Below are 19,161 nucleotides of genomic sequence, written 5' to 3' on the forward strand. Positions count from 1 at the left end.
CCGACTCAGCCGGCCGCGCCCTCGAAGCAGAGCGCCGCGGGACTGTCGACATCCCAGAGCACACCGCGATCCTCGACCGCCAGCTCGCATGCCCGGCCCTCGCGCAGCAGGCGCTTCGCCCCGCGGTCGCCGTCCAGCGCCATGAGCGCCGGTCGGTGGCCGCGGCCGAAGCCGACCGGATGACCGTAGCGCCCGTGCCAGGTGGGCACCACCAGCGGGTGCTCCTGCAGTGCGTCCAACACCCGCCCGACGGTCGCCGGCAGAATGAACGGCATGTCGCCCAGGGCGATCAGCCAGCCAGCGCTGTCCGCCGTCCGCGCCACCGCCGCGGCGATGCTCTGGCCCATGCCGGCCGAGTCCAGGACCAGAACTTCGCTGCCGTGCGCCTCGCCGATGTCGATCGCCCCGGCGTTGCCGGGGCGGGTCACCAGCAGGACCCGCTCGAGCTTGGCCCGCAACGCCAGCAGGGCATGCTCCAGTACCGCCCGCTCGCTGCCGTCGCGGCCACGACAGCGCGCCAGCAACTTGTCCTGCCCTTCCCCGGCGACCTCGCGATAGCGGCTGCCGTGTCCCGCCGCCAGCAGCACGGCGCAGACTTCGCCGCTCATGCCGGCTGCCCGCACGCCCGCGAGGCCGACGGAGCGTCGCTGGCGATCCCATTCTTCAAGGCGACGATCTCGGCCAGCAGCGACAGGGCGATCTCCGCCGGCACCCGACTGCCGATGGGCAGGCCGATGGGGCCGTGCAGACGCTCGATGTCAGCGGCGGCCAGGCCGAGGAAGGCCAGGCGCTCGCGGCGCTTGGCGCTGTTGACCCGCGACCCCAGGGCGCCGACGTAGAAGGCGCGGGATTGCAGCGCGGTGAGCAGCGCCATGTCGTCGAGACGCGGATCGTGGGTCAGCGCGACGATGGCGGTGCGCTCGTCCGGCTCGATGGCCAGCACGGCGTCGTCCGGCATGCCGGGCACGAAGCGGGCGGTGCCATCCTCCCAGCCGAAGGCGAACTCCTCACGCGGGTCGCAGATCAGCACCTCGAAGTCGAGCATCCGCGCCATTTCGCCGACATAGCGCGACAACTGCCCCGCGCCGATCAGCAACAGGCGCCAGCGCGGCCCGTAGACCGCACGCAGGCGCTGTCCGTCGAAGCGCAGGGCATCGCCGCGCGAGGCCTCGTGCAGGCTGACCGCGCCGCTGGCCAGCTCCAGCTCGCGGGCGACCAGTTCATGGTTCTCGCAACGCGCCAGCAGCGCCGCGACCCAGGCGGTGTCGAGCACCTCCTCCTCGGTCAGGCGCAGGGTGCCGCCGCACGGCAGGCCGAAGCGCGCCGCCTCCTCGCGGGTCACCCCGTAGGTCACCAGGGACACCGGCCGGCCGGGCGCGCTGCGCCCGTCGCGCAGCCGCTCGATCAGGTCGTCCTCGATACAGCCGCCGGACACCGAGCCGATCAGCATGCCGTCGCCGCGCAGGGCGAGCATCGCGCCGGGCGGCCGCGGCGCGCTGCCCCAGGTCTGCACCACCGTGTAGAGCAGCACGCGCTGGCCGGCCTGCCGCCAGGCCAGCACGCTGCGCAGGACATTCAGGTCGGCGCTGTCCATCAGGCCTCCCGCCAGCCCTTGAGCTGGTCGCGGATCGGCAGATCGCGGATGCGCCTGCCGGTGGCGGCGAAGATGGCGTTGGCCAGCGCCGGACCGACCGGCGGCACGCCCGGCTCGCCGACCCCGCCGAGCGGCACCTCGCCGGTCGGGCGGACTGGATGCACGGCGATGGTCTTCGGCGCCAGCGGCATACGCGCCACCTCGTACTGGTGCAGGTTGCTCTGTTGCACCCGGCCCGCCTTGAAGCTGATCTCGCTGACCACGGTATTGCCGAGGCCCATCACGCAGGCCCCTTCCATCTGCGAGCGGATGCGTTCCGGGTTGACCTGCGGGCCGCAATCCACCGCCATGTCCGCCCGGTGCACGACGAGAGTACCGTCGTCCCTGACCTCCACATCGAGCACCACGGCGACGTAGGTGACGAAGCTGTAGTGCACCGCCAGTCCCAGCCCACGTCCCCTGGGCAGCTTCCTGCCCCAGCCGGCCTGGCGGGTCGCCTCCTCGATCACCGCGCGCAGACGGCCGGTGTCGATGGGGTAGAGGGTCGGCGACTCGCCGTGGTTCCAGGTGTCGCCCAGGCTGTGCGGATCGATCTTGCGCGCCGGCCCGAGCAGTTCCAGCAGGAAGTCGCGGTGATCCCGGCCGGCGGCGGCGGCCAGTTCGGCGATGAAGCTCTGCACGGCGAAGGCATGGGGAATGTTCGACACCGAGCGGTACCAACCGACCCGGGTGTGGGCCGCCGCCTCGGGGTTCTCCAGGCGCAGGTTGGGCAATGCGTAGGGCATGCTGACGAAGCCCATGCCCAGTTCGACGGCGTTCTCGTGGCGGGGGTCCGGCCCGAACAGCGCGCCGATGCTCGGCGCCACGCTGCGATGCAGCCAGGCGCTCGGCTTGCCGTCGGCGTCCAGGGCGCCGCGCAGGTATTCCAGCGAGACGGTATGGAAGTAGGAATGCTGCAGGTCGTCCTCGCGGGTCCACTGCACGCGCAGGTGACGGCCGGGGAACTCCTTGGCCAGCACGGCCGCCTCGAGGATGAAGTCCGGCTTGGACTTGCGGCCGAAACCGCCGCCGAGCAGGGTCACGTTGACCTTCACCTTGTCGAAGGGGATGCCCAGGCGCTCGGCGATGCGTTCGCGGGTGACCTGCGGCGCCTGGCTGGGCGCCCAGACCTCGCAGGCGCCGTCGGCGAAGTATGCGGTGGCCACCGGCGGCTCCATCGGCGCCTGGGCCAGATGCGGAATGTAGTACTCGGCCTCGACCAGCCGCCCGGCCCCGGCGAACGCCGCCTCCACGTCGCCGGCCTCGCGTACCACCTTGCCGGGCGCTTTCGCCGCCGCGCTCATCGCCTGGCGATAGGCGACCGAATCGTAGACGGCGTTGGCGCCGTCCTCCCAGTCGAGCTGCAGGGCCTGCCGGCCCTTGATCGCCGCCCAGGTGTTGGAGGCCACCACCGCCACGCCGCCCAGCGGCTGGAATTCGGAGGGCAGCGGCGAACCGGCGATCTCCACCACCCTGACCACGCCCGGCACCTGGAGCGCGGCGCTCGCCTCCAGAGCCTTCAGCTTGCCGCCGTAGACCGGCGGACGGGCCACCACCGCGTAGAGCATGTTCTCGAAGCGCGGGTCGAGGCCGTAGACGGCGCGGCCATTGACGATATCGGCGCCGTCGATGGAGCGGGTCGACTCCTTGCCGATGTAGCGGAAGCGCTCCGGCGCCTTCAGGCGCAGGCTGTCGCGCGCCGGCACCGGCAGGGCCGCGGCGGCTTCAGCCAGCTCGCCATAGCCGAGGCTGCGCCCGCTCGGTACGTGCACGATCTTGTGCAGCTCGGCCCGGCACTCGCCGACCGGCACCTGCCAGCGCTCGGCGGCGGCCTGTTCCAGCATCTGCCGCGCCGCCGCGCCGCAACGACGCAGCGGCTCGAACCAGTGACGCATGCTGCGCGAACCGTCGGTGTCCTGGTTGCCGTAGCGCTGCTCGTCGCCCGGCGCCTGCACCACCCGCATCATCGCCCAGTCGGCCTCCAGCTCGTCGGCGACCACCATCGCCAGGCTGGTGCGCACGCCCTGCCCCATCTCCGAACGGCTGCAAACGAAGGTCACCAGCCCGTCGGCGCCGAGGGCGAGGAACACCTTGGGATCGTCGACCCAACCGTGCTCCATGCCATCGGCACCGTACTTGCGCTCCTCGGCGAAGACGTCGCGCGCCCCCCAACTGGCGGCGATCAGCAGCGCGCCGCCGGCCGCCACGCCCTTGAGAAAGCCGCGCCGGCTGAGATTGGCGACAGCGAAATCGTTGATGTCCGTCCCGCTCATGCCCGGCTCTCCCGCAGCTTTCCGGCGGCGACCTGAATGGCCGCGCGAATCCGGTTGTAGGTGCCGCAGCGGCAGACGTTGCCGGCCATGGCCGTTTCGATCTGCGCCTCGTCGGGATTCGGGTTGCCCTTGAGCAGCGCGGTGGCGGTCATCAGTTGCCCGCCCTGGCAGTAGCCGCACTGCGCCACGCCGAGTTCCAGCCAGGCGGCCTGCAGCGCCTGCCCGACCGGGTCGGCATGCAGCGCCTCGAGGGTGGTGACCTTCTTGCCGACCGCCACGCTCACCGGCGTGACGCAGGCGCGGGTGGCCTGACCGTCGACATGCACGGTACAGGCGCCGCACAGGCCCATGCCGCAGCCGAACTTGGTGCCGCTGTAGCCGGCGACGTCGCGGATGGCCCACAGCAGGGGCATGTCCTGCGGCACGTCGAGCGAATGATCCTTGCCGTTCAGGTTGAGGGTGATCATGGAGATATCGTGTGATCCTTGAAGAAGTCGTCCGAGCGAAGCTTCGGGCCGGAAGGAAGAATGTTAGGCGAACTCCGTGACAGCCGGCCGCTCCTCTCGGAGGTCGTGGAAAGTAGGCGGAAGTCTTTTCAAGCCTCTCAGCCCTGGCGCGCCGGCGGCGCCATGAATTCGGGGCCGACCGGGTCCTTGACGTGCTCGGCCAGCAGGACGTCGATCCGGCGCAGGTCCTCCGCATCCAGTTTCCAGCCGAAGGCTTCGTCGATGCCGGCGAGCTGTCCGGGATGACGCGCGCCCCACAGGGCGATGGTCGGCCCCTGGTCGAGAATCCAGCGGATGGCCAGGGCCAGCACCGACTTGCCGTGACGCTCCCGGGCCAACTGGCGCAGGGCCTCGACCGCCGCCAGGTAGCGGGCGAAGCGCGGAGCCTGGAACTTGGGATCGACCTTGCGCAGATCGTCGCCCTCGAAGGCGGTATCGGCGTGCATCCGCCCCGACAGCAGGCCGCGGCACAGTGCCCCGTAGGCCAGCACCACCAGGCCGTGCTCCCTGGCGTAAGGCAGCACATCCGCCTCGATGGCGCGCTCGAACAGGTTGTAGGGCGGCTGCACCGCGGCCAGCGGGGCGAAACGGCGGAAGCCGTCCATCTGCTCGGGCGAGTAGTTGCTCACACCGATGGCGAGGATCTTGCCCTCTTCGCGCAGCCTCTCCAGCTCGCGGGCGGTTTCCTCGTGGGGCACCAGCGGATCGGGCCAGTGGACCTGGTAGAGGTCGATGCGGTCGGTGCGCAGGCGGCGCAGGGAATCCTCGATTTCCTGGCGGATGCGCCTGGCCGTGGCGTTGCGGTGGATGCCGCTGTCCGACCACTCCAGCGCCACCTTGGTGGCGATCACCGCCCGCTCGCGGATGCCCTCCAGAGCCTTGCCGACCACCTCCTCGGAATGCCCGAAGCCGTAGACCGGGGCGGTATCGATCAGGTTGATGCCGGACTCGACGGCCTGGCGGATGGTTTCCACGGAGCGCGCATCGTCGGCGCCGCCCCACATCCAGCCGCCGATGGCCCAGGTGCCGAGGCCGATGCGCGAAACGGGTGTGGCGATACCTTCGATCCGGATGGTTTCGATGCTCATGAGATCCTCCTTGGACAAAGCGGACGGACAGAACCGGAGGTGGATAAATCTATCTCATGTATCGTTGAATGAGGTTCAATAATCCATTGACTTCACGGCAAGCATGGGAGACTCCGGATGCCCGCCTTCACCCGCGCGGAACTCGCCGACCTCAACGTCTTCATGACCATCGTCCGGCGCCGCAGCTTCCGTCAGTCGGCCGTCGAGCTGGGCGTCACCACCTCGGCGCTGAGCCATGCGATGAAGAACCTGGAATCGCGCCTGGGCGTGAAGCTGCTCAACCGCACCAGCCGCTCGGTGGTCCCCACCCAGGCCGGCAGCGCCCTGGCCGAACGCCTGGAGCAGGGTTTCCAGACCATTGCCGAGGCCCTGGCCGAGCTGGACACGCACCGCGACGCGCCGGTCGGCCGGCTGCGCCTGAACGTACCCCGCGATGCCTCGCGCCTGCTGCTCGGGCCGGTGCTGCCGGGCTTCTTCGCCCGCTACCCGGAGCTGCAACTGGAGGTGGCGGTCGAGGACCGCATGGTCGACATCGTCGCCGACGGTTTCGACGCCGGCATCCGCTACGGCGGTACCGTGCCCCGCGACATGATCGCCATGCCGCTGACCGGCGAGTTGCGCTGGATCGTGGTCGCTTCCCCCGACTACCTGAGCCACCACGGCCGTCCGCGCTCGCCCGAAGATCTGCTGCGCCACCAGTGCATGCGTATCCGCCTGGGCGACAACACACCGTACAAGTGGGAGCTGGGCGACGCTCCGCGAGCGATCCACCTGGACGTACCCGGTTCGCTCGGCGCCAACGAGACCGACATCCTGCTGCAGGCCACGCTCGACGGCCTGGGCCTGTCCTACTGCCTGGAACTGCGGGTGGCCGAGGAACTGCGCAGCGGCCGGCTGGAGGTGGTGCTGCCGGAGTGGTCGTCGATGGGCCCACCCTTCTGCATGTACTACCCCAGCCGCCGCCAGTCCCAGCCCGGCCTGCGCCAGTTGATCGAGAGCATTCGCGCACTCGAGCTTTGAATCCCGTCTCCGCTGCCGACCTCAGCGCTCCGTCCCGCCGTCGTCCGCTCCGGCCGTATCGTCCAGCAGACTGGCGGTGGCCGCCTGCAGGAAGGCGCCCAGTTGCCGCTTCAGCAGTGCCTCGTCGGGCACCTCGGCGAGCGGCAGACTGGCGGGATCGCTGCCGAGGCGGTAGCGATAGACCTTCGCCGCCCGCCCCGGTGGCTGCACCAGCACCCGGTCGCCACTGACCAGGGCGACGCTCCGGTCGCCGCCCGAGGGCTTGATGACGCCGAACCCCGGGCTTCCCGCCGGCTGAGCGAGCAGGTCGCGTCCCCAGCACTGGTGACGCACCTCGCCGCCCAGCCGGCCCATGATGGTCGGTACCACGTCGACCTGGGTGCCGACGATGTCGCGGCGGGCGCCGAACTTCTCCCGCACGCCCGGACCGATCAGCAGCAGGGGCACGTTGAAGCGCAGCAGGTCCAGCTCGGTGAGTTGCTCGCGGCTGCCGAAGCCGTGGTCGCCGACCACCACGAACAGGGTGTCCTCGAAATAAGGCGCGTGGCGGACCCTGTCGAAGAAGCGCCCGAGCGCCCAGTCCGAATAGCGCATGGCGGTCAGGCGCTGGTCCAGTTCGCCGAAACCGCTCACCGGCGCCATCGGCAGGTGCTCCGGCAAGGCATAGGGCGTGTGGTTGGAGAGCGTCTGCAGCAGGGCGTAGAACGGTTTCCCGTCCTCGCTCCGGCGCTCCAGCTCCTGGGCGGCGCGGTCGAACATGTCCTGGTCGGAAACGCCCCAGGTCGGGTCGGAAAACACCGGATCGACGAAGTCGTTCCGACCGATGAAGTTCTTCATCCCCTGACTGCCGAAGAAACCCGACTGGTTGTCCCAGGCGAAATCGCCGTTGTAGACGTACAGGCTGTCGTAGCCACGGGCGCCGAGCAATTGCGGCAAGCCCGAGAACCGATGGCCGCCCTCGGGCGTCTCCATCAGGTATTCGAAGCCGGGCAGATTGGGGAAGCAGGCCATGGTGGCGAACATGCCCTGGTGGGTATGGGTACCGTTGGAGAAGAAGCGGGTGAACAGCAGCCCCTCCCCGGCCAGCCGGTCGAAGTTCGGCGTAATGCCGCCCGGCGCGCCCAGGGCGCCGACATAGTGGCCGGCGAAGCTTTCCATCAGGATCACCACCACGTTGCGAACCGGCAGGGTACCGCCGGGCGACGGCCGATAATCGCGGCGCACGGGCGCCCTGTCCCCATCCACCAGCCGGTCGGCGCCGGTCAGCAACATCTGCCGTACGGTCCGCAGCGCCTCGCCATCCGCCATTTCGGCCTTCCAGAGATTGTCGCGTCGATCGGAGAGCCGGTTGCGCAGCGCATCCGCCAGGCTCAGGGTGCCGTTGAGGCCGAGCCGGTTGGCGAACATCGAGTCGGTGGTGAAAGCATCGCCCCACTTCAACGGCGGCCCCTGGCGCAGGGTTCCGCGCGCCACGAGCACCGTGAACGCCAGACAGAGCGAGAAGGCCAGAACCCGGATCGGCCAGCGACCGCCCTCGCCCCGGCCAGTCCCGGCCGGCGAGCGGGTGAGCAGATCCAGGCGCTTGAACATCCAGCCCAGCGCCAGCGTCGCCAGGAACCAGGCGAGCAGATAACGGAAAACCGGGAAACCGTGCCAGAGCATGCTCAGGACGGTTCGCGGATCTTCCTTCAGGTACTGGAATACCAGGTCGTTCAGGCGCTGGTGGAACTCGCGGTAGAAGTCCAGCTCCAGCATGCCGAGGAACAGGGTGAGGCTGGCGGACGAGATCAGCCAGACACGCAACGGCGTCCTCGCTCGCATCGCCCGCCGACTGAGCACGGCCAGCACCAGGGGCGCACAGATATAGACGACCAGCCGTAGATCGAAGCGCGAACCGTTGAAGAACGCCTCGGCCAGGGTCGCGGCGGACGCCGCGCCGATCTGCTCGCGGTTGTAGATCAGCAGGGCCAGGCGCAGCAGGGAATACAGAAGCATCAGCAGCGCGGCGCTGGCCAGGGTGAAGGCCAGGTGCTGGCGGACACTGCAGGAGGTTCGAGCGGCAGACTGCTGGAAACTTGCCTCGTCCCGCGTCCCCGGGGGCGATTCCTGAGATTGCCGGGCCGACGCCCGGCGCTTTTGCAAAGAGGCGAGTCCGGCAGGGCGGCTCGAGAACATGGTTGCCACGCTCCTCGAAGAAAGCTGTGGCAACCACTCTATTCATGGGGACATGCAGGGCCCGTCAAAACCGAGTGAACAAAGCGTCAACCCCGGCGACTCCCCGCCGTCGCCCGTCCCCTTGTATCTTTTTCAAGCCTCGGACCGGCTCACGGAAGGTGGTGGCGATGGGCAACGAAAACCCGGCACTGACCAGGGTCGACGGCAGCGACGTGGCGACTGGCATCCGCCGGGGTTCAGTGGACCGAACTCACCAGCCGGGCCAGCTCGACGGTGCGGTTGGCGTAGGCCCACTCGTTGTCGTACCAGGCATAGAGCTTCACCTGGGTTCCGTCGACCACCATGGTCGACAGCGCGTCGACGATGGACGAGCGCGGGTCGCTGCGGTAGTCGATGGACACCAGCGGCCGCTCCTCGTAACCGAGGATGCCCGCGAGCGGCCCCTCGGCGGCGGCCTCGAGCAGGGCGTTGACCTCCTCCACCGTGGTCGCGCGCTCCACCTCGAACACGCAGTCGGTCAGCGAGGCGTTGGCCAGCGGCACGCGCACGGCCATGCCGTTCAGACGGCCGCGCAGCTCCGGGAAGATCTCGGCGATGGCGGTGGCCGAACCGGTGCTGGTCGGGATCAGGCTCATGCCGCAGGCGCGGGCGCGGCGCAGGTCCTTGTGCGGCGCATCGAGAATGTTCTGCGAGTTGGTCAGGTCGTGGATCGTGGTGATCGAGCCGTGGCGGATGCCCAGGTTCTCATGGATCACCTTGACCAGCGGCGCCAGGCAGTTGGTGGTGCAGGAGGCGGCGGTGACGATACGGTGCCGGGCCGGCTCGAACAGTTGATGGTTGACGCCCATCACCACGTTGAGCGCGCCCTCCTCCTTGACCGGCGCGCTGACCACCACGCGCCCGACGCCTTGCTCCAGATAGGCCTGCAGCAGGGCCACCCTGGTCATCTTGCCGCTGGCCTCGATCACCACATCGCAGTCCGACCAGTCGGTGTCGGCGATGGCCTTGTTGGCGCTGACCGGGATGCGCCGGCCATCGATCGCCAGATAATTGCCGTCGCTGCCGGCCTCGTACCGCCAGCGGCCGTGCACCGAATCGAAATTGAGCAGATGGGCGTGGGTCGCCGCGTTGGCGGCCGGATCGTTGATCTGCACGAACTCCAGCTCCGGCCAGTCCCAGGCGGCGCGCAGGACCAGACGTCCGATGCGGCCGAAGCCGTTGATGCCTACCTTGATGGTCATGAAGGTCTCCTCGCTTCAGAGATTCAGGGGCTTCGCGGAGCCAGCACGATGATCGCCATGCCGGCGAGGGCGACGCCGCCGCCGAACAGATCCCAGACCGTCGGACGGATACCGTCGACCAGCCATAGCCAGAGCAGGGCCACGCAGATGTACACCCCGCCGTAGGCGGCATAGACCCGCCCGGCCGCCGACAGCAGCCAGGCGAACAGCGCCAGGCAAAGCGCCCCCGGCGGCGGCAGCCAGGCGCTCCTGCCCTCCCGAAGCCAGAGCCAGGGCAGATGGCAGCCGAGGATCTCGGCCAGAGCGGTCAGAACGAAGAGCGCCAGGGTCTTCAACATGACATGCCGCCCGTCCCCTACCGGCCGAACCGTACGATTCAGAGCGCATGCGCCGGACGGCCCTGGAGCGCGGCGCCTGCAGCAGGCGATGGCATCGGCGCACGGTCGATCCGGATGCGCGGCGCTCGTCCCGGTACACCCGGAACCGCCCCTGAACCGGATGGCGATGCGGCGCCCCTCCACGAACGGCGCCAGATGCCTCTGCATCCAGGCGCTGTCGAAGTCGTCCAGCGGCCCCTGCTCGTCGGCCATCGGCAGGTGAAACCATTCTATGCCGCGCACGGCGCACAGGGCAGGCAACTCGTCCGCTCGATTCAGGCGTGGTTCCCCGGCCGGCGCCAGGGCGATCGGCACCGTGCCAGCAAGGTGTCGGCTCACAGGCAAGTCACAGAGTGCCGATCCGCTCCAGTTCGGCCTTCAGGGCCGAGTTGTCCAACCGTTCGAGCGGCAAGGCGAGAAAGGCCTGGATGCGCGTCCCGATCCGCGCGACGGTGGCGTCGAAGGCGGCAGCGACCTCTGCCCCGGTCCCCGCCAGTTCGGAGGGGTCCGCCAGTTCCCAGTGGGCCCGGATCGCCGGGCCGGAGAATACCGGGCAGTCCTCTCCGGCCGCCCGGTCGCAGACCGTAATGAGCAGATCGGGCCTCAGCCCGGCATGGGTTTCAATGGATTTACTGGCCAGCCCGTAGATCGCCACGCCTGCTCTTTCCAAGGCGTCGAGCGTCAACGGGTGGACGAAGCCCCTCGGCCGGCTGCCGGCGCTGAACGCGCGCATGCCGGCGGGCGCCAGATGGTTGAACAGCGCCTCGCAGAGAACGCTGCGGCAGCTATTGGCCGTACATAGAAAGAGAACCTTCATCGTTTCGCTCGCTTGGCTAGGTGCAGATCGTGCTTCGCCCGGAACGGCTGCGCATGCCTTCCAGACGCTCGGCGTCGGGACGCAGCCAGTTCCGGTTGGCGGCCAGGACGGTGGCGAGCGTCTCGTGCACCCAGTCCGGCAGATGGGGATGCAGGCGGTAGTACACCCACTGGCCCTGGCGACGGTCTGCCAGCACGCCGCTGCCGCGCAGCAGCGCCAGGTGGCGGGAAATCTTCGGCTGGCTTTCTTCCAGCGCCGCGGTCAACTCGCAGACGCACAGCTCGCCCTCGCGGGCGATCAGCAGGGCCATCCGCGCCCGGGTCTCGTCGGCCAGACACTTGAAGAGCGCTGTGGGCGTCAGGTGCTCGACCATGGCAGCCCCCGGGAGTCCTTGCCTGATGAATGGGAAGGCCTGAATATATGGATATCCATATATCAAGTAAAGCGGACGCACTGGCCATGACCCGTGCTTTTTCGCCGATACATCCGGCCTTTACATCCGTCCGAGAGCCGACTCATTCGCGGAGACGTATGTTCGGATGAACAGATGAAAAAAGCATGACAATCGATCCGAACAGGCCGGAAGAAGGAGGTATCCCATGTCCAGTCAATGCGAAACGGCGGTCGCCAAGGCCATCGGCGCGCTGAAGATCGCCCGGGAACCGGCGACGGCCAGCGTGCTCTATGGCTTCGCCCCGGGCGCCACGCTGGCCACGGTGGCCGGTGTGCCGATCGAGGGGGCGGTGATGCGCTGGCTGGTCAACGATAGTCGTGCCTGGCACGCGCGCGGCCGCTGAAGAAGCTTCTCCTCGGGGTCGGCGTCGCCGGCCGTTTCTCGCTGCGGCATCGGACCGCATACTCGCACGTTCACTCGGTAACCCTGCCTCCCGTCATGCGTATTCACGTCACCTTCATCGACCGCGTCGGTATCACCCAGGAAGTCCTCGCTCTGCTCGGCGGGCGCAATCTCAATCTGGACGCCGTGGAAATGGTTCCGCCCAACGTCTACATCGACGCGCCGACGCTCGGCCCCGAGGTCCTCGAGGAACTGCGCGACGCCCTGTTCAAGGTACGCGGGGTGCGGGCGGTGGAGGTGGTCGACATTCTCCCCGGCCAGCGGCGCAGCCTGCAGCTCTACGCCCTGCTCGCCGCCATGCCCGACCCGCTGCTCGCGGTGGACGGCAACGGCCGGGTGCTGCTGGCCAACCCGGCGCTGATCGAGCTGGCCGGCCGCGATCCCGACGGCGAGACGCTCGGCGAACTGTTCGCCGCCCCGGAGCTGCACGACGAACTGCTGGCCCACGGTTTCCGCCTGCCGATGCGCGAGGTCGTCCTCGACGGCCGGACCCTGCTGCTGGACGCCATGCCGATCGGCGAGAACGCCGGGCTGGCCGGCGCCCTGCTCAGCCTGTACGCGCCCAACCGCATCGGCGAGCGCCTGGCCGCCCTGCATCACGAGCAGGCCGAAGGCTTCGATGCCCTGCTCGGCGACTCGCCGGCGCTGCGTACGCTCAAGGCCCGCGCCCAGCGGGTGGCGGTGCTCGACGCGCCGCTGCTGATCCAGGGCGAGACCGGCACCGGCAAGGAACTGGTGGCGCGCGCCTGCCACGCGGTCAGCGCGCGGCGCAATGCGCCTTTTCTCGCCCTCAACTGCGCGGCCCTGCCGGAGAACCTCGCCGAGAGCGAGCTGTTCGGCTACGCCCCCGGCGCCTTCACCGGCGCCCAGCGCGGCGGCAAGCCCGGCCTGCTGGAACTGGCTCACCAGGGCACGGTATTCCTCGACGAGATCGGCGAAATGTCGCCTTACCTGCAGGCCAAGCTGCTGCGCTTTCTCAGCGACGGCAGCTTCCGGCGCATCGGCGGCGAGCGCGAGATCCGGGTCGACGTGCGCATCCTCAGCGCGACCCACCGCAACCTGGAGCAGATGGTTGGCGAGGGCCGCTTCCGCGAAGACCTGTTCTACCGGCTCAACGTGCTCAACCTGGCCGTGCCGCCGCTGCGCGAGCGCAGCGAGGACATCCTGCCGCTGGCCCGCCACTTCCTCGACCAGGCCTGCGCGCAGATCCGCCGCCCGCCCTGCCGCCTGGCCCCGGACACCTACCCGGCGCTGCTCGCCAACCGCTGGCCGGGCAACGTGCGCCAGTTGCAGAACGTGATCTTCCGCGCCGCGGCGATCAGCGAAGGCAATCTGGTGGAGATCGGCGACCTGGACATCGCCGGCACCGCCGTGGCGCCGCAGGCCGACGAGATCGGCAGCCTCGGCGCGGCGGTCGAGAATTTCGAGCGCGGCATCCTGGAAAGGCTCTACGCCAGCTATCCCTCCAGCCGCCTGCTGGCCGCCCGCCTGCAGACCTCGCACACCGCCATCGCCAAGCGCCTGCGCAAGTACGGCATTCCCGCCCGCTCCTGAAAGGTCCGGGCATTCCGGGGTAAGGGGTCTCGCGGATTTCTGCGTATTCCACAAGAGCGCCCCCGAGGTGGATGACCCCAAGGCTAGGTCGATGGTGGGACGGCCTGTGTCCATCTCTCCAGCGAGTGCCCCGTCAAGGCCTTGAAGGGCTGGATCGCCGCGCAGGAATCGCGTCCTTGCGATTTCAATCGGGGAAGGGATTAGAGCAGCGGCAAGGTGTAACTAATGACCAGGCGGTTTTCGTCCAGATTGCGGCTGTCGTTGCCACGCAGCGCGGCGTTCAGCCAGGACAGGCCGACGCCCTTGAACAGGCCGTTCTGCACCGCGTAGTCGACGCGGAAGTTGCGCTCCCACTCCTTGTTGTCGCTGCCGGCGGCGTCGATGTCGTCGCCGCTGAAGTAGACCAGCCGGGCCTTCAGCCCCGGCACGCCGAGCTGCGCGAAGTCGTAGGCGTAGCCGGCCACCCAGGTGTTCTCGCCGGCGCTGGCGAATTTGCCGAGCTGAGCGTTGGTGATCAGATGCAGGCTGCGCCCGCTCCCCAGGTTGATGTGCGGGAAGTCGCTGTCGCCGCTGACCTTCTGGTAGCCGAGGCTCAGCGCGTGACCTTTCAGGCTGTAGGTGAACAGCGCGCTCCACAGGTCGTTGTCGACTTCGCCGCTGCTGCCGTCGGCGCCGCTGCTGACATAGCCCTCGGCACGCCCGGAGGCGCTCTCGTTCTTGCCGTCGGAGTCGCTGTAGAAGTAGCGCAGGTCGGTCTTCAGCGAACCCACCGGCAGCTTCCAGTCGTGCACCAGGCCGACGAAGTGCTGTTTGTAGAAGTCGCGCAGGTTGCCGTAGTAGTACTGCAGCAGGAGGTCCTTGGTGGCCTTGTAGTCGGCGCCGGCGAAGTGGAACTCGTTGCTGAACCGGGCTTTGCTGCCGCTGTTGGCGCCGCCGATGGACAGGCCGTGGCTGTCGCCGGAGTTACGCTCGGTCGAGTGTTCGAGCTTGCCGGCGGTCAGGCTCAGGTTGTCGATCTCGTTGGAAGTGATCTGCGCGCCATGGAACAGTTGCGGCAGCAGGCGGCCGTCGTTGTAGACCAGCACCGGCATCTTCGGCAGCAGGGTGCCGAGGCGCGCCTCGGTCTTGGAGAAGCGCAGTTTGCCGGTCACACCGACGCGGCCAAAGTCGGTCTTCGCCTTGCCGTTGCTTTCCAGCGGGAACATGCCGCCGGGGGTACGCTCGATGTCCGCCTTGCCAGCATGGCCGCCGCCGTCCAGGCGGACGGCATGCATGGCCAGCACGTCGAGGCCGAAGCCGACCGGGCCTTCGGTGAAGCCGGACTTGAAGTCGAGGAAGAAGCCCTGGCCCCACTCCTCCGAGCGTGGCGCCTCCTGGTTGCGGACGTCCTGGTTGATGTAGAAGTTCTTGAAGCTCAGCGTGGCCTTGCTGTCCTCGATGAAGCCGGCGGCGTTGAGCTGTTGTGACAAAACCGCAGTCAATATGGCTGCAGTCATGGGCAAGGCCGGGTGAAACTTACTCATGCCATTCATCCCCTTCACTCTTGTTTTTATAGGAGCAGGTTTTACAAATCGAATATTTTCATTCGAAACATGCCGAGCTTTTTAGCGCCACACGCCAAGCAGAAATAAGGCTTTCATTCATGCTCATGTAGAAACGCAATGGGTTGCGGTAAATTCCCTTGGTTGCGCAGCAGGCAAACTCGAAGCAACTTTCACTATTGCCAGAACTTTTCTCGATTCATGAAGACGCCAACGCTATCGATGACCCTCGAGCGCTTCGACAGAAAGCTTTATCCAAAGGACGGAGCGTAATCCTTTGTTCAACGAGAGGCTGGATCAGCGAACCAATCCAGCCTCACTCCTGACTTGGTGATTTGTTCATGCCTCGGGCAGCGAAGTCAGTCGCTTTGTCGGGCATCGCGCCGACGCAAGGCCTCAGGTAGCGCAAAGATTAGAATGCAAGCGCAAAGGATACACAGCGTGCCGATCGCGTACAGCGCAGGCGTGGTGCTGCCAGTGAGATCCTTGACCCGTCCGACCAGCACCGGGCTGACAATACCACCTAATTGTCCCAAGGTATTGATGAGGGCGATGCCGCCGGCCGCACCAGCGCCTTTGACCAGTTTCGGTGGCAGTGTCCAGAAAGTCGGAATCGCAGCCACCACACCGATCCCCAATACAGCCAGGGCGATGATCAAGAAAGTGCTATGGCTATCGAACAATCCGGCACCGAAGAAGCCGGCAGCGGCGATCAATAGCAGACCGCAGACAAATAGCCGTCGTTCGCCGGAGGCATCGGACAGGCGTCCGACTATCACCATGCTGATCGCTCCGCACACATAGGGAATCGCCGTGAGCAGACCAATGACGGTCGGACTCTCGATACCCGTGCTGCGAATGAGTTGCGGCGCCCAGAAGTTCAGCCCGTAAGAAGCCGTTTGGATGAGGAAATAGATCAGCCCGAGCGTAAGAAAGCCCGGCATTTTCAACGCATCCAACAGCGAGTGCTCGTTGGCATGCTGGCTCTGCTGGTCGATTCGGCCGGATAAAAATGCCTTTTCCTCAAGGCTCAGCCAGCCGGCATCCTCGATACGGTCCTTGAGCACCTTCAACACCAGGATACCGAGCAGCACGCATGGTATTCCACCGACCAGAAACAGCCAGTGCCAGCCGGGTATTTGCAACACGCCATCCATATGGCCAAGCACGAGGCCTGACACAGGCGCACCGAAGAGACCGGCGAAAGCGGAGGCAAGAAACAGCATCGAAGTGATGCGTCCCCGGAAACTGGCCGGAAACCACAGAGTCAGGTAATAAAGCACGCCCGGCGCAAAACCTGCCTCCATGGCACCGATCAAAAAGCGCAAGATATAAAATTGCCAGTCGGTGCTGACGAATACCGTTGCGGCGGTGGCAATGCCCCAAGAAATCATGATCCGGGCAATCCAACGGCGCGCCCCGACCTTGTATAGCATCAAGTTGCTTGGTACCTCGAATAGCACATAGCCGACGACAAATAGGCTGGCACCGAGTCCGTAAGCAGTATCGCTCAAGCCCAGAGCACTCTGTAGCTGAAACTTGGCGAAGCTGATATTGATCCGGTCGAAGAAGGCGAACAGATAGCAGATCATGATCAGCGGCATGAGGCGCCATGCCACCTTACGGATGATCCGAGCCTCTTCGGATAATGAGCAAGCATCCTCATCCAACGCTATCGCGTCCGCCTTTGCAGTTGTATTTATATTCATATCACTCTCTGGCATCGATTGTTTTTATATATCTTCCCAACCGCTGGATTCCATCCTCGAAATCGGTGTCGAAACTTCAATCGGCTTTCTGTCCCTGCCGGGAGAAAAACGATAGTCATCACTGCAAAATCACAAACCTTCTTCGTGAGAAGACTCGGAAAGAAAAGATCAGAGCTTCGCGTAATCCGGCGACAGGTGCAGGTCGCAGTTGCGCCCGGCCTTGGCCACCTGGCCCGGTACCTCGTGTCCCAACAGCCGAGGCAATGTGCGTGACAGATCGATCAAGCGCGCCAGATCGATACCGGTCTCGATACCTACTTCGTCACACAGGTTGACCAGGTCTTCGGTACAGATGTTGCCCGAGGCTCCGGGCGCGAATGGGCAGCCGCCGAGTCCGCCGAGCGCCGCGTCGAAACGCCGGGCGCCGACCTCGTATGCCGCCAGCACGTTGGCCAGCCCCAAGCCGCGTGTGTTGTGAAAATGCAAGGTCAGATCCGTTGCCGGCAGTCGTTCGAGCACGCGACCGACCAGTCGCGCGACCTGACGCGGGTTAGCCATACCGGTGGTATCGGCCAGAGTGATGCCTTGCATGCCCATTTCCAGGTAGGTGTCGACGAAGCCAAGCACCCGCTCCTCGTCGATACGCCCTTCGAACGGACAACCGAAGGCGGTCGCCACCGTACCATTCAGGCTCAGCGAGGTACCTTGCGCCAGTTCGACGACATCGCCGAACGCAGCCAGCGAGGCCTCGCAGCTCATGCGCATATTGGCGCGATTGTGCGTCTGGCTGGCGGACATCACCAGATTCAGTTCATCGGCGCCACTCTCCAGGGCACGCTGCGCACCTTTCAGGTTCGGCACCAGCGCCACGTAAATCGTACCGGGTACTCTCTGGATGCCGGTGAATACGGCCTCGCCGTCGCGCAGTGCCGGTACGGCCCTGGGCGAGACGAACGAGCCGGCCTCGATACGGCTGAAGCCGAAACCGGACAACTGGTCGATCAGCGCGATCTTGTCCAGCGTTTCGACCCAGGTGGGCTCGATCTGCAAGCCATCGCGCGGAGCGACCTCCTGTACGATGAGACGCCCGGAAAATGGAGCGATCATTGGACGATCCCCTCCTCTTTCAGTTGCGCGATCTGTGTGTCGGTCAAGCCAAATTCGGCCAGCACCTGGGCGGTGTGTTCACCCAGGCTCGGCCCCTGCCAGCGTATTTCGCCGGGCGTATCGGAAAGCTTCGGCACGATGCCCGGCATCTTCACCTTCGTACCGCCCGGCAACTCGGCCTGCACCAGCATCTCGCGTGCCTGATAGTGCGGATCGGCAACGATATCGACCACCGAATAGATGCGCCCGGCCGGGACTTCCGCCGTTTCCAGCGACGCGAGCACCTCGTCCATGGAATGAGCGGAAGTCCAGGCAGCGATGGCCTCGTCCAGTTGTGCGCTTTGTGCCGCGCGACCGTCGTTGTGGGCCAGCGCCGGGTCTTCGCCCAGCTCAGGACGGCCAATGGCCCGCATCAAGCGTCTGAAGATCGGATTGCTGTTGCCGGCGATCACCACGTAGCCGCCGTCGCGGGTCGGGTAGGTATTCGACGGCGCGATGCCCGGCAGGGCGCCGCCGCTACGCTCGCGTACATGGCCGAGCAGGTCGTACTCCGGCACCAGGCTTTCCATCAAGTTGAATACGCTCTCCACCAGCGAAACGTCGACCACCTGACCGTCGCCTCGACCGGTCTTGACGCGCAACACCGACATCAGCGCGCCGATTACCGCATGCAGCGACGCCAGTGAATCGCCCAGGCTGACGCCAACCCGAGCGGGCGCACCGTCCGGCTCGCCAGTGGTGTAACGGATACCGCCCATGGCTTCGCCGATGGCACCGAAGCCGGGCCGGTCGCGGTAAGGGCCCGTCTGGCCGTAGCCGGAAATGCGTACCAGAGTCAGTTTTGGATTCAGCGCATGCAGGGTGTCCCACCCCAGCCCCAGCTTTTCCAGTGCACCGGGGCGCAGGTTCTCTATCAGCACGTCGGCGCTTTCGACCATCTGCTTGATCAGCTCGATGCCTTCGGCGGACTTGAGATTGATGGAAATGGATTTCTTATTGCGCGACTGCAAATACCACCAGAGCGAGGTGCCCTCATGTAGCTTTCGCCACTTGCGAAGGGGATCGCCATCACCGGGAGCTTCGATCTTGATTACCTCGGCACCGAACTCGGCCATCAGTCGAGCAGCGAACGGCGCGGCAATCAAGGTTCCAATCTCGATTACGCGAAGGCCTTGGAGTGGACCACTCATATAGCGTTACCTCGTTGTCGTTATCGCTCGAGGGGAACGTTACGAGTGGGCCAAGGCGAAATCTAACCGTTATT

The 19,161-nt window shown here is 66.5% G+C and carries 17 protein-coding genes; 3 read left to right on the forward strand and 14 right to left on the reverse strand.

Features of this window, described 5'->3' with window-relative positions; translation table 11 throughout:
- Positions 1-5: 5 nt before the first annotated feature.
- The 5 genes from AVCA_RS11790 to AVCA_RS11810 form a co-directional block, all read right to left on the reverse strand.
- Positions 6-608 carry a nucleotidyltransferase family protein gene (locus tag AVCA_RS11790; protein WP_012701152.1) on the reverse strand — a complete coding sequence of 201 codons (603 nt, stop codon included), beginning with the start codon at positions 606-608 and terminating at the stop codon, positions 6-8.
- Positions 605-1,594, reverse strand: a complete 990-nt coding sequence (locus AVCA_RS11795) for an XdhC family protein (RefSeq protein WP_012701153.1) — start codon at positions 1,592-1,594, stop codon at positions 605-607. The genes AVCA_RS11790 and AVCA_RS11795 overlap by 4 nt, the downstream gene beginning before the upstream one ends.
- Positions 1,594-3,906, reverse strand: coding sequence for a xanthine dehydrogenase family protein molybdopterin-binding subunit (locus tag AVCA_RS11800; protein ID WP_012701154.1), 2,313 nt, complete (start codon positions 3,904-3,906; stop codon positions 1,594-1,596). The genes AVCA_RS11795 and AVCA_RS11800 overlap by 1 nt, the downstream gene beginning before the upstream one ends.
- A complete protein-coding gene (locus tag AVCA_RS11805) occupies positions 3,903-4,373 on the reverse strand; it encodes a (2Fe-2S)-binding protein (RefSeq protein ID WP_012701155.1) in 471 nt (156 codons plus the stop codon). The genes AVCA_RS11800 and AVCA_RS11805 overlap by 4 nt, the downstream gene beginning before the upstream one ends.
- Positions 4,374-4,510: 137 nt before the next feature.
- Positions 4,511-5,500 (reverse strand): aldo/keto reductase, encoded by a 990-nt coding sequence (locus AVCA_RS11810; RefSeq protein WP_012701156.1) that lies wholly within the window; start codon positions 5,498-5,500, stop codon positions 4,511-4,513.
- Between the two features lie 117 nt (positions 5,501-5,617).
- On the opposite strand from AVCA_RS11810, the gene AVCA_RS11815 reads away from it, so the two are divergent.
- On the forward strand, positions 5,618-6,520 hold the full coding sequence (locus AVCA_RS11815; RefSeq protein WP_012701157.1) for a LysR family transcriptional regulator: 903 nt from the start codon (positions 5,618-5,620) through the stop codon (positions 6,518-6,520).
- Positions 6,521-6,541: 21 nt separating this feature from the next.
- Here AVCA_RS11815 and AVCA_RS11820 read toward each other — a convergent pair whose 3' ends face one another.
- The 5 genes from AVCA_RS11820 to AVCA_RS11840 form a co-directional block, all read right to left on the reverse strand.
- On the reverse strand, positions 6,542-8,695 hold the full coding sequence (locus AVCA_RS11820; protein ID WP_012701158.1) for an LTA synthase family protein: 2,154 nt from the start codon (positions 8,693-8,695) through the stop codon (positions 6,542-6,544).
- Between the two features lie 236 nt (positions 8,696-8,931).
- Entirely contained in the window at positions 8,932-9,936 is a 1,005-nt protein-coding gene (locus tag AVCA_RS11825; RefSeq protein WP_012701159.1) for an ArsJ-associated glyceraldehyde-3-phosphate dehydrogenase, read from the reverse strand.
- Between the two features lie 23 nt (positions 9,937-9,959).
- Positions 9,960-10,274, reverse strand: a complete 315-nt coding sequence (locus tag AVCA_RS26410; protein WP_175555888.1) for a YnfA family protein — start codon at positions 10,272-10,274, stop codon at positions 9,960-9,962.
- A gap of 385 nt (positions 10,275-10,659) precedes the next feature.
- Complete coding sequence (locus AVCA_RS11835) at positions 10,660-11,130, reverse strand: arsenate reductase ArsC (protein ID WP_012701161.1); 471 nt, start codon at positions 11,128-11,130, stop codon at positions 10,660-10,662.
- Between the two features lie 16 nt (positions 11,131-11,146).
- A complete protein-coding gene (locus tag AVCA_RS11840; protein WP_012701162.1) occupies positions 11,147-11,503 on the reverse strand; it encodes a metalloregulator ArsR/SmtB family transcription factor in 357 nt (118 codons plus the stop codon).
- A 226-nt stretch (positions 11,504-11,729) separates the two neighbouring features.
- On the opposite strand from AVCA_RS11840, the gene AVCA_RS11845 reads away from it, so the two are divergent.
- Together AVCA_RS11845 and AVCA_RS11850 are read left to right on the forward strand one after the other, a co-directional pair.
- Positions 11,730-11,927, forward strand: coding sequence for a hypothetical protein (locus AVCA_RS11845; protein WP_012701163.1), 198 nt, complete (start codon positions 11,730-11,732; stop codon positions 11,925-11,927).
- A 95-nt stretch (positions 11,928-12,022) separates the two neighbouring features.
- Positions 12,023-13,540 (forward strand): sigma-54-dependent transcriptional regulator, encoded by a 1,518-nt coding sequence (locus tag AVCA_RS11850; protein ID WP_012701164.1) that lies wholly within the window; start codon positions 12,023-12,025, stop codon positions 13,538-13,540.
- Positions 13,541-13,740: 200 nt separating this feature from the next.
- Here AVCA_RS11850 and AVCA_RS11855 read toward each other — a convergent pair whose 3' ends face one another.
- The 4 genes from AVCA_RS11855 to AVCA_RS11870 all read right to left on the reverse strand — a co-directional run bounded on the left by AVCA_RS11855 (position 13,741) and on the right by AVCA_RS11870 (position 19,087).
- A complete protein-coding gene (locus AVCA_RS11855; protein ID WP_085930871.1) occupies positions 13,741-15,036 on the reverse strand; it encodes an OprD family porin in 1,296 nt (431 codons plus the stop codon).
- Between the two features lie 404 nt (positions 15,037-15,440).
- Positions 15,441-16,790, reverse strand: a complete 1,350-nt coding sequence (locus AVCA_RS11860; protein WP_175555887.1) for an MFS transporter — start codon at positions 16,788-16,790, stop codon at positions 15,441-15,443.
- Between the two features lie 168 nt (positions 16,791-16,958).
- Complete coding sequence (locus AVCA_RS11865; protein ID WP_012701168.1) at positions 16,959-17,897, reverse strand: hydroxymethylglutaryl-CoA lyase; 939 nt, start codon at positions 17,895-17,897, stop codon at positions 16,959-16,961.
- Positions 17,894-19,087: a CaiB/BaiF CoA transferase family protein gene (locus AVCA_RS11870; protein WP_041807200.1), complete on the reverse strand. Its 1,194-nt coding sequence runs from the start codon at positions 19,085-19,087 to the stop codon at positions 17,894-17,896. Before AVCA_RS11870 ends, AVCA_RS11865 begins: the two co-directional genes overlap by 4 nt.
- Between the last annotated feature and the right edge of the window lie 74 nt (positions 19,088-19,161).

Source organism: Azotobacter vinelandii CA (assembly GCF_000380335.1).
Lineage (GTDB): Bacteria > Pseudomonadota > Gammaproteobacteria > Pseudomonadales > Pseudomonadaceae > Azotobacter > Azotobacter vinelandii.